The 9442-nt window shown below is 58.6% G+C and carries 11 protein-coding genes; 1 reads left to right on the top strand and 10 read right to left on the bottom strand.

The window, feature by feature from the left end; all coding sequences use genetic code 11:
- The first annotated feature begins 455 nt into the window (after positions 1 to 455).
- A complete protein-coding gene (locus QD409_RS31105; protein WP_430764590.1) occupies positions 456 to 785 on the top strand; it encodes a hypothetical protein in 330 nt (109 codons plus the stop codon).
- Between the two features lie 55 nt (positions 786 to 840).
- On the opposite strand, the gene virB11 is transcribed toward QD409_RS31105, so the two are convergent.
- Genes virB11 through QD409_RS31055 form a run of 10 tightly spaced genes read right to left on the bottom strand, consistent with a single transcriptional unit; the run spans position 841 to position 9441 of the window.
- On the bottom strand, positions 841 to 1842 hold the full coding sequence (gene virB11 / locus QD409_RS31100; RefSeq protein WP_430764589.1) for a P-type DNA transfer ATPase VirB11: 1002 nt from the start codon (positions 1840 to 1842) through the stop codon (positions 841 to 843).
- A gap of 8 nt (positions 1843 to 1850) precedes the next feature.
- Positions 1851 to 3020: a type IV secretion system protein VirB10 gene (virB10, locus tag QD409_RS31095; protein ID WP_430764588.1), complete on the bottom strand. Its 1170-nt coding sequence runs from the start codon at positions 3018 to 3020 to the stop codon at positions 1851 to 1853.
- 12 nt (positions 3021 to 3032) lie between these two features.
- Positions 3033 to 3884 carry a P-type conjugative transfer protein VirB9 gene (gene virB9 / locus QD409_RS31090; RefSeq protein WP_430764587.1) on the bottom strand — a complete coding sequence of 284 codons (852 nt, stop codon included), beginning with the start codon at positions 3882 to 3884 and terminating at the stop codon, positions 3033 to 3035.
- Positions 3881 to 4552, bottom strand: coding sequence for a virB8 family protein (locus QD409_RS31085; protein WP_430764586.1), 672 nt, complete (start codon positions 4550 to 4552; stop codon positions 3881 to 3883). Before QD409_RS31085 ends, virB9 begins: the two co-directional genes overlap by 4 nt.
- 3 nt (positions 4553 to 4555) lie before the next feature.
- A complete protein-coding gene (locus QD409_RS31080) occupies positions 4556 to 4822 on the bottom strand; it encodes a hypothetical protein (protein WP_430764585.1) in 267 nt (88 codons plus the stop codon).
- A gap of 35 nt (positions 4823 to 4857) precedes the next feature.
- Entirely contained in the window at positions 4858 to 5793 is a 936-nt protein-coding gene (locus QD409_RS31075; protein ID WP_430764584.1) for a type IV secretion system protein, read from the bottom strand.
- Between the two features lie 4 nt (positions 5794 to 5797).
- Complete coding sequence (locus QD409_RS31070; protein ID WP_430764583.1) at positions 5798 to 6031, bottom strand: EexN family lipoprotein; 234 nt, start codon at positions 6029 to 6031, stop codon at positions 5798 to 5800.
- The gene (virB5, locus tag QD409_RS31065; protein WP_430764582.1) at positions 6028 to 6726 is read right to left on the bottom strand and encodes a P-type DNA transfer protein VirB5; all 699 of its coding nucleotides are present in this window, start codon (positions 6724 to 6726) and stop codon (positions 6028 to 6030) included. The genes QD409_RS31070 and virB5 overlap by 4 nt, the downstream gene beginning before the upstream one ends.
- On the bottom strand, positions 6726 to 9107 hold the full coding sequence (locus QD409_RS31060) for a VirB4 family type IV secretion/conjugal transfer ATPase (protein ID WP_430764581.1): 2382 nt from the start codon (positions 9105 to 9107) through the stop codon (positions 6726 to 6728). Before QD409_RS31060 ends, virB5 begins: the two co-directional genes overlap by 1 nt.
- Positions 9100 to 9441 (bottom strand): type IV secretion system protein VirB3, encoded by a 342-nt coding sequence (locus QD409_RS31055; protein ID WP_430764580.1) that lies wholly within the window; start codon positions 9439 to 9441, stop codon positions 9100 to 9102. Before QD409_RS31055 ends, QD409_RS31060 begins: the two co-directional genes overlap by 8 nt.
- Position 9442 lies beyond the last annotated feature (1 nt).

Raw genomic sequence — 9442 nt, 5'->3', positions numbered from 1 at the left:
GCCTCTCTCCGACAACCTCAATCCGCCACAAACCCTCCTTCCCCCCTTTTCCTCCAACCACACCCACCGCCCTCACCGCTTCCGGCCGGCACCCGCCGCGTCACCGGCGGCCAACGCCTTTCCTTCCRCCGCTATCCGCCCCGCTCAAGGGCAAATCCTTCTGTCGGCGCCATGGTGTGGCAGAAAATTGAGGACAAATTCAATGGGATGTCGTAACCTGACGTTGGAGCAGTACGCGCTGCTCTGGGGCGTCGAAACCCCTGTATCCAATGGTTGGGTCTACCCAAAAGACCCCCTCCTTGACCTTCAGCGTCGGGGAGCCTGTGGCGTATGTCCAGGTTCTCGAACTAAAGGCTACAGGGCTGTGGATACACGGTTTCGAACTCCCCGCGGCCGGGGGTCAATGAGTATTGAAAGGCGGGGGCGTACCGCCAGCAATGCTCAAGGAGAAATCGTTGGAAAACCCGCGCTCTTTTACATTCTACACCTACTCGGTTGCCGGAATTCCTCCGGAGGAACGATGGAAGCCGACGGGCATTTCGGACATTTTTTTTGACAGTCTTGAGGAAGCCCGCAGTGCGGTGATTTCTTTGCGCGAGGACGTTGAGGTTGACCCTGAAATGGAATGGGCGACAACGGTTCTCGAGAGGATGGAGACGGTCCCTATGGATCGGGCCGCTGTCCTGGCATTGCTAAATCAGGGGCCCGGAGGCGTGGTCGCGCGGTGTGAGATCGTCGAGACGTTTGGCCCGAAGGCGGGACGTGGGTCGAGCAGTCGGGTATGACGCTTCTTTTGACGAATTCGACACCAGCGCGCGCCTCGGAAAAATCGGGCGGAGCTCAATCTTTCGATGCCCCTGTGAACAGCACTTCCGCTAACCGGAATGTACCATTCTCTCGCTTGCACTGCGCCACAACATCAATGCCAGCCTTTAGCATCGTGAGAATGTCAGCGCGATCAATGCCGGCTCCACCGTCTGACTCCTTTACCAAGAGGGCCAGCTGCTCGAAGGCAAGTTCTGCTGAATTGGCATGAACAGTCGTTATCGAACCGGGATGGCCTGAATTGACATTGCGGATGTAGTAGAACGCAGTTCCGTCCCGAAGTTCCTGTAGCAAGATGCGATCTGGCCGCATACGAAGACATGATTCCAGCAGCTCACGCGGCCCCACAAGGGAAAGACCCTGCCCGCCCTTTGAGTAGAACAGCCGCACATGATTTGGCTGTGATATCACCAGCTCAGGCGTGTCTTCGATCGAGATGATCCTCTCGGCTTCGGGAATATGTTTGATGAGCGCTTTCGAAAGGGTGGTTTTGGCTGAACCCGTTGCGCCCGAGATGATGATGTTCTTGCGGGCAATGACTGCCTGACGCAGGAAGTCCTTAAAACGGCCAGCACGGTAGATTTCGGTCAGTTCCTCATCCCGGGAGGATGGCCCAAGAGACGCTGCGCGCGTTTTTTCAAAGAATCCGTTTGCCTCCAAATCATCAAGGCTGAAGTCGACCGAGGACGGTTTTCGTATTGTGATGCTGACCGTCTCCTTCAACGTCGCCGGTGGGATCACGATCTGGATCCGCCCGTCACCTGGAAGCGTTGCCGACAAGATCGGACGCATCTCATCAATCGACTGATGAGAAAAACTGGCGACGGCCCGGGCGAGGCGCATAAGCTTCTCGAAGGTCAGTTCCGGTTTATCATGGGTCCGCCAACCACCTGAACCTTCTGTCAGCACCTGCCCGGGCCGATTCACAATCACTTCATAAAGGGATGGGTCCTGGAGATAGGGCGAAAACGGCTTCAAGAGTTCGCTTACGACAGCCGAGTCCTGTCCCTCCGACATTCCCTATCCTACTTCGTCACGAGCGTCGACCGCGGCGAAAAATCACCCAGCACGGCGCGGTCGAAAATGCGGTTCTTGGGTTCGGTTACCCGCAGACGATAGATTCCGGAAAAGTCGAGGTCGCGAGCAACAAAAATCGAGACCTGTTCGCCCTGATGCTTGTTCAGCGTAGGCGGGATGTTGATCGATTGTTCGACAGCGATCGCGGCCGCCTGTTGGCCGGCGCTCGTGGTGTTCTGTGCATCGACATCGCTATCCTGCAACTGGCTGCTGGCATAGCTGGTCGCGTCACCGACGATCGAAAGCAAAAGAGCACTGCCGAAGCGCTCCCACCAATGGGTGTCGACGTAGCCATCGACGCCTGCGCGTCCAAGGGCATCTGTCGCGGGCGAGGCAAGCGTGACGATGACGCCTTTCGGTGTTTTTGCCCGGTTCCAGAGAACGAAGAGACGCTTTTGTCCGCGCTGGAGCCCGCCCCGATATTCCCCGACGACCTGCGTGCCCTTTTCCATCAGCACGACCCGGCCGTTGTCGGAAAGAACATCGCGGTTGATCACGCAAGTGGTAAAACCCGGTTGGTCGGATGCCAGCGCCGTTTCGAGCACGCAAGGGATCGAAGTCCCCATCGCCACGATGAAGTCCCGATTGCCGAGCGTGCCCGCGCGCGACCCCTCGAGCCGGGTTGGCCGCAGGAGACCGTCAAAACGCTGCTGGTCGTTGTTCTGCTGGTTTTGGCCCATCATGTTGTTGTCGAATGGCACGAAATTGCTGTCAGGCGAATTCGAACTATCGGCCTCCCGTCGGTCTTTGGTGTTTTTCTGCCCGCTGCTGAAGGCCATCACCGGGGCGCGGCGGGCGGAATCAAGCAATTTATCCTGTTCCTCTACGAGCGGTTCGACGACGGGCGTCGGCAACTTCACTTCCGGGACGACCTGAACCGGTTCGGCCTTTTCCTTGGCGGCCTCAAACGGATTCGTCTGGCGAATAACCACGCGTTCAGGCTGGATATTGTCATCCTTTGTCTTCGTCGCCGTTGTCGACCAAAGGGCAAAGCCGACAAACGCAACGATCGCAATCGCGACCGCGCCCCGTTTCAAAAGAGGATTGTTGTCCATCCGCCGGCCGGTGACTGATTCCGCACGCTCTCCGGGAATGCGGGTTTCATCTTCTTGAGCCATGGATGTCGTACCCTATTGCGCGTTGTCGGTTTTGACGACGCGCTCTACCGAGGGAGACGTCGTGTTGGTATCGGGATTAATGCCGACACGGTCGTAGGCCTCGTTGAAGACGCAAAGCACGTCCTTGCCCCGCCGCAGGATGAACTTGCGGCTGATGGCGTGCACCATGACGAGATTGCCGTCGACGGACTTCGGAACCAGGCTTTCTGACCCGTCCGAATTTTCGATATAGATGGCGGGCATTTCCTGATTGCCGACGAAGGCAAACGTCGTGATCTTTCCATTGTCGTAGACGCTTTGYGGCTCCAGCGCCTGAGAGCCTTGGGCAGAGTAGCGCCAGTTTCGGGGACCATACGCTTCGTGGAGAGCCAGCACATTGTCGGCATCCTTCGCCTGAGCCGCGAGGGCCCTGGACGCTGCTTGCTGCCGGCGAAACGCAGCTTCATCCTCGGGGTATCTGAATTTCACATAGAAATAGGTGTTTTGCCCGGCTTCGACAGAACCGTCCCGCACCGTTAGTTCCATCTGATAACTCCGGGTCGAGCCATCCCGGCGGGTCGTCACCACGGAAATATTCGTCACCGGCTGGTTCTCGCGGGGTTTCAGGAACAGGATGTTGCCAGCCGGCGCGACTTCCCAGGCGACACTGTTGCCGAGCGCCACATGGGCGATTTCTTCGTCAGAGGCAAACTCGACCTGTACGGATGATCGCAAGGTGCCAACGACTTTCGTGATGTTGAAGGGCTGATAGTTCACGAAGCGGACCCGGCTGTCCTGCGAGGCGCCGCGTGGGATCTCCAGAGCGAGCGCCGGTGACATGAAAACGGATAGGACGAATGCGACGATTGCCACGCTGCGCATCATCTCACCTCCTCGGGATCTGCTCGATATTCACTGACGGCAAAACCGAGGGGGTTCACCAGCCGGTCTGTCGATGACATCGGGGCGTTGACATAAGAGAAGGTCAAGGTCGCAACCCAATGGGTCGTTCGAACGTCCTCGCCTCGTGTGATGGTGCGCATGTAGCGCACGGAGACAACATTCTGATTGATGAGTGAAATCGACGCGATATCGATCCTCGCCGTGGCAGTTCGGCCGTAGACGTTTTGAGGCGATTCGGGGTTGCTGCCCCGATACATGGCTGCAAAACGTGTCTGTTCCGGCTGGGTCGACAGAAGGGCGATCGTGCGGAAGTTTTCTTGTGCTTCGCTCCAGACATAACCCTCGCGGGCGCGCACATACTTGGCAGCGAAGTATTTTGTCACCGCCTCGTCGTAGGTTCCGGCCGTCGACGTCAACGCCGACACGACATCGACAATGCCAGTCGAATTGTCGACGCGAACGACGAAAGGCTCTATCGTCTTGAGCGGCGTGAGACCCGCAATGGCAAAGACGGAGACGCTGGCGACAATGCCGGACGCGATCGCGATGGACCACGCGATCCGGTTCGAACGTTCGATCTGGATCAGTCGGTCCTGATCGAAACGACGCGCCTTGTCGAAATAACTCTTGAGATTATCTGCCGGCGCCATGCCTCATCCCTCACAACGGCGATAGGAACCGTCGACTTCCATGTGCGCGAAGGCTGCGGGCTCCCTCGCCTCCTCAGCAAATGGTGTCACGGACGTGGAGGAGCTTGCGTTCGATTGTTGGTCCTTCAGTTTGCTGTCTCCCTGCCATTCCCACATCGAACGGTTCAGGGGGCKGCGTGAATAGCCATCGCACTTCGGTAACGGGTATGTCAGTGATGCGCAGCCGCCGAGCGTGGCAGCGAGAACGAGCAACAGGGCAGGTTTAATCATTCAGGCAGGCCTTTTCTTATTGTCTTGTGCGGATGTCACGCGCCGGAATTTCTTGATCCGAAGGCACGGCCAGCAACGCGAGCCCCGCGACCAATCATCCGGCCGGTATCTGATGTTCCCCGGGCCAACATGCCTTCGTGCGCATCTCGCGCGGCGCCATAGCCATAAGCCAGCGACGCACCGCCAGATGCCAAGGCTGACGCGATGCTTGGAAGCTGGTAGAAAACATAAAGGGCGGCGATGCCGATGGCGCAGAGAGCGATCGGCCGCATGAGAACGTCGGTGTAGCTGTCGATCGCGGTAAAGGTCGAGTCGATGCAGGAAATCAAGAGCGAGCCGACCGCGACGACGAGAACCTGCAGGATCACGAAGTTAGCAAGCTGCCCAATCCAGGATTCTGTGAAGCGCCGCGTCGACTGAAACATGGCGAGCGCTATGAAGATCGGCCCGATCGCCAACACGATTGCCAGCGCCAACCGTGCGTAGAGAGAGACCACATAACCGATCCCTGCAACGAGAAAGCTGACGCCGATGACCATCATGCCACCAACCCCGGTGACGATGTCGACCGGCCAGGAGGCGCGCGACCATATATCGGTCGCAGAAGCCTGACCCTTATCCAGCAGGCTGTCGAACGTGCTGGCGCTCGGGGCCGCCCCCGAATTCAGGGCCTGGGCAATCTCGCGTGGCAACACATCGAAGAAGATGTTGGTTACGTAGGTCTGGTATTCGCCGGCGTTCTTGACCAGCATGACGATGATCGCGAGCTTTATCGCGCGAAAGGCAAAGTCGAGAATGGGCTCCTGCACGGACCCACGTAGAACCAGATAGCCATAGAGGACCACGTAAAGTGTGACAGCTGCCGTCAATGGCCCCGTCACCCATTCGGCGATGTTTGAGGTCCCGTCCGAGACGAATGTCTCCAGCGGTTGCTTGAACTGTCCATCGATGAATTCGAAGACCTGATACATCGGCTCAACCTCCCAGTGCTTTGCGCATATTCTGAAGGCGAAGCCTGCCATCTGCCGCTTCCGCACTCCGGCAGTTCGGCGTGTCGCGCAATTCACCCGGATTGCCTCGGCAATCAGAAATCGTACGGGCCAGCAGCTCGGGATCGGCGACAAACTCTTCGACCGTGTACGTTCGCTCGGACCCCTGCGAGCAGCCTGCCAGAAGAGCCAGCGAGACGAGAATCGGAACCCGCCTCACTGCAGCGCCGCCTTCATGGCGTCCATGCGTTGGCGCCAATCCTCTGATTTCCGTTGTTCATCGACCTGGGTCTGTGCCTGCTGTACCATCCGCAACCCTTCCATCCGCAGCACGTCCGTCTGGAGGAACGCCTGTTCGGCCTGAAGCCGGGCCTGCAAGTCCGCAATGTCCTTGGAATCGCTTGCCGACGATATTTTCTCGCGCAGTTGATCGATCCCGTCGATGCGCTTGGTCGCAGCATCGTAGATCTGCTGACCAAGGCTCATCTGACCGGCACTCTGGCTCTGAACACGCGACAATTCCTTGGCATAGAAATCGTCGGCACTGGTGCGGTAGGTCGCGTTACTGTCCAGGAATTTCGAGGCGGAATCTCCGAATACGCCGGTGCCACTGCCTTTGAGCAACCCCTCGATGGCCGCGAAATCGGACGGAAGCGCCTTGCGGATCGCCGGATCGTTGAGCACGCTGGCGACATCCGCCATGTCGGTCAGCTTGTTGAGCGAACCATAAAGCTGCTGTGCCTTCTCGATTTGCGTGTTCAGCGCGTCGAGTTGAGACTTGAGCTGCGCGATGCTTTCGATCTGCTTGGCGATAGCGGTCTGATCGATGACCGGAATCCCTTGGGCCCCCGCACCTTGGGCAGAAAGCAGGATCACTGTAACGAGCAGCGCGCCCTGTAGTCGATAGGAAGCCATCAGCTTGCACTCCTTCGCTGTTGGAAAATGGGAAGCCAGTCCTTGACGTCATTGCCGACCTCCGCGCGGATCGCATCGACGAGTTCGACATTGGCGGTTCGACCGGAAAGGATGGCGAGTTCCTCGTCAAAACCGTTGAGGTCGAGCTCGGCGACGACGCTGTTGTGTCCCTGCTTCAACACGAACCTTCGGCTATCGACAGAAAGCTCGCGCGCGATCAATTCGTATTCCCGCTCCGTGAGCTTGAAACCGTCGACGTAGTCGGCATGGCTGCCGCGCGAGTTGGGGAGGAATATCTGTGTCGGGCATTGCTCGATGATGGTGTGTGCGATCGGCGAGATCAGCGCATCGCGGGGGCTCTGCGTGGAAAACAGCATCAAGCCGTTCTGCTTGCGGATGGTTTTCAGCTTGTTCTGTGCAAGATCACGGAACCCTTCGTCCTGAAGCGCCTTCCAGAATTCGTCGATAACGATGATGATCCGACGGCCATCAATCAGCTGTTCGACGCGGTGAAAGAGATAGGCCATCAGTGGCGTGCGGATTTCCTCGTTGTCGAGGAAATCCGTCATGTCGTAGCCAATGAACTTGGCCGAGCCGCCGAAATCGCCAAAGCCGATGTCCTCGATGACATTGTCGAAGACCCAGCCAAGCGGCCCTCCCCTCTCCCACCGGCGGAGCCGGGCCGCGATCCCTTCCGGGTCGGTGTTGTTGAGAAAGGTCCGCAGAGCTCCGATCGTCCGGCGGTCCACGGGCAGGTCGGCAAGGCCATCAATCGCGCCGGCGATGTCGCGAAGTTCTGTGACCGTCAGTTCTCGTGTCCCGGAGCCCACAAGCTTTCCGACCCAACGTGCCAAAAACACTTTATTCTCTGGCGTGAGATCGAGGGCCTTGAGGGGAGCGCAGCCGGTCGGGACACCATTCCTCAGGGGGAGGTAGGTGCCTCCAGCGGCGCGGACATAGAGGTCCGCGCCGCGATCCTTGTCGAAGAACACAACGTGCGGATCGTGTTTCTCCAGCTGCGACAGCATGAAATTCACGATCACGGTCTTGCCGGCGCCCGATGGCCCGCACATGAAGGTATTGCCGAGATCGCCGTAATGCAGATTGAGATAATAGGGTGATCCAGAAGCCGTCTTGAGCAGAGCAACAGCCGGTCCCCATTCGTTGCCATCCTTCTGCCCGATCGGATAGGAGTGGAACGGTGACAGTGCCGCGAAGTTCTTCGAGGTGATAGCACCCGATCGTGCCCGGTAGCGGAAATTGCCCGGCAGTTGCGCCCACCAGGCAGCCTCGAGACCAAGATCCTCTCTCGCGACGACGGCGCCACCATTGGTCAGGCTGGCGCGAGCCTTTGCAAGATTGTCCGTCAGTTCCTTCACTGTCGATGCGAACACGGAGAGTGTCAGGTGATGCTCGCCGAGCGCGAACCGGTTGGACTCCAGATCGTCCATGGCATTGTCGAGTTCATCGATTTGGGAAGCCGCCTTGTCACCGCTGCTGACCATCTGGTTTTGCTTTCGCCCCATGATGACCCGAGCGTCCGCCTTCGACACGAAGGAGAAAGATTGAGAAAGCATCAGTTCGAACGGACTGGTCAGCACGCCGTCCAGCATGCCGGTCCTTGTCCGGGCCGGGTATTCCTTGAAGCTCAGCATGCCGGCAAACCGGGTTGCCGCCTCATRCCGAATTTCGATCGTCTCGCGCCMGATGATGACGCGGTCGGAGTAAATCGCCGAGGCGATGCGACCTTCGGTCAGCGGCACTCGTTCGCGCCTACCGCCGACGATCTGATGCAAGACCTCGCTCGGCTCGGAGAACAGCATGCCGTCCTGGTCGTAGAGGGAGAGCGCGCGCGGTTCGAAACGCTTCAGTCCAGCGGTAAGATCGAGGACCTTGTCCTGAAGTTGTTTGAGGGCTTCTTCGTCAAGCTCGAAGCCACCGTGCTTTGCACGCCGGAGGCGCGAGAGCAGTTTAACCGCCTTGTCGGCTGGATCTCGGGCCGGTGACCAGAGGACGGTCAGATAAAGATCGTTGCGGAACAGGTCCTCGCGCACCATGCGCTCGCGGTACTTATCATTCAGCGCGGCGGAGAATGGCGTTGCAAACGTCCCATCGGGATAGTCGCGGTCTCTGCGGCGGATTAGGTGCGTCCACAGGGCGAGCCGCTCATCGGCGATGTTTCTATAGAGCGTGTTGAGGTCGCGATAGAGGGCGTTAAGGTCGAGCACATCAGCGGTTTCGAACGACACACCGTCCAGTGCGACCATGACCATCAACGTGCGGGAGTCGAGCGCAATTGTCTTCTCGTCAATGTGGCGCACATAGGGAATGAACGCCTCGGGTAGGAGCTCACGAGATCTGAGGGTGGCGATGCTAGGCAAATCCTATATCCCTTTCGTCAAAGCGGCGGGCCAGTCGGAGAGGCGAGAGTGTTGCACCGCCCCAATAGGCACTGTTGCGGGAACGGCCGCGTGTCTCGACCCAAGCCAGCAGGATGCGGAACATGTTGTGATCGTGCTTGACGAGAGCCCGAAACACGAAATGGAAGACGACGCCAACCAGCGCATAGGCAATCGAACCGGCAACGAGGTAGAAGATCGTCGTGGCCATCACGTTCATGCCCATGGCCTCCATCGTCACACCCGCGATCATCGCCGGTCGCGTGCAAGCAATGAACAGCGTGTCCTCTTCGAGCGTCGGTCGGCCGGCCGCCATA

Origin of the sequence: Rhizobium sp. BR 315, assembly GCF_050577975.1 — a bacterium.
Taxonomy (GTDB): Bacteria; Pseudomonadota; Alphaproteobacteria; order Rhizobiales; family Rhizobiaceae; genus Rhizobium; species Rhizobium miluonense.
This window is presented reverse-complemented; position numbering and strand designations above follow the sequence as displayed.

What these genes read in the sequence shown, in the direction of transcription:
- virB11 (WP_430764589.1), bottom strand. Translation starts at nt 1,842, where the DNA reads ATGTCGGAGGGACAGGACTCGGCTGTCGTAAGCGAACTCTTGAAGCCG.
- virB10 (WP_430764588.1), bottom strand. Translation starts at nt 3,020, where the DNA reads ATGGCTCAAGAAGATGAAACCCGCATTCCCGGAGAGCGTGCGGAATCA.
- QD409_RS31085 (WP_430764586.1), bottom strand. Translation starts at nt 4,552, where the DNA reads ATGGCGCCGGCAGATAATCTCAAGAGTTATTTCGACAAGGCGCGTCGT.
- QD409_RS31075 (WP_430764584.1), bottom strand. Translation starts at nt 5,793, where the DNA reads ATGTATCAGGTCTTCGAATTCATCGATGGACAGTTCAAGCAACCGCTG.
- virB5 (WP_430764582.1), bottom strand. Translation starts at nt 6,726, where the DNA reads ATGGCTTCCTATCGACTACAGGGCGCGCTGCTCGTTACAGTGATCCTG.
- QD409_RS31055 (WP_430764580.1), bottom strand. Translation starts at nt 9,441, where the DNA reads ATGGCGGCCGGCCGACCGACGCTCGAAGAGGACACGCTGTTCATTGCT.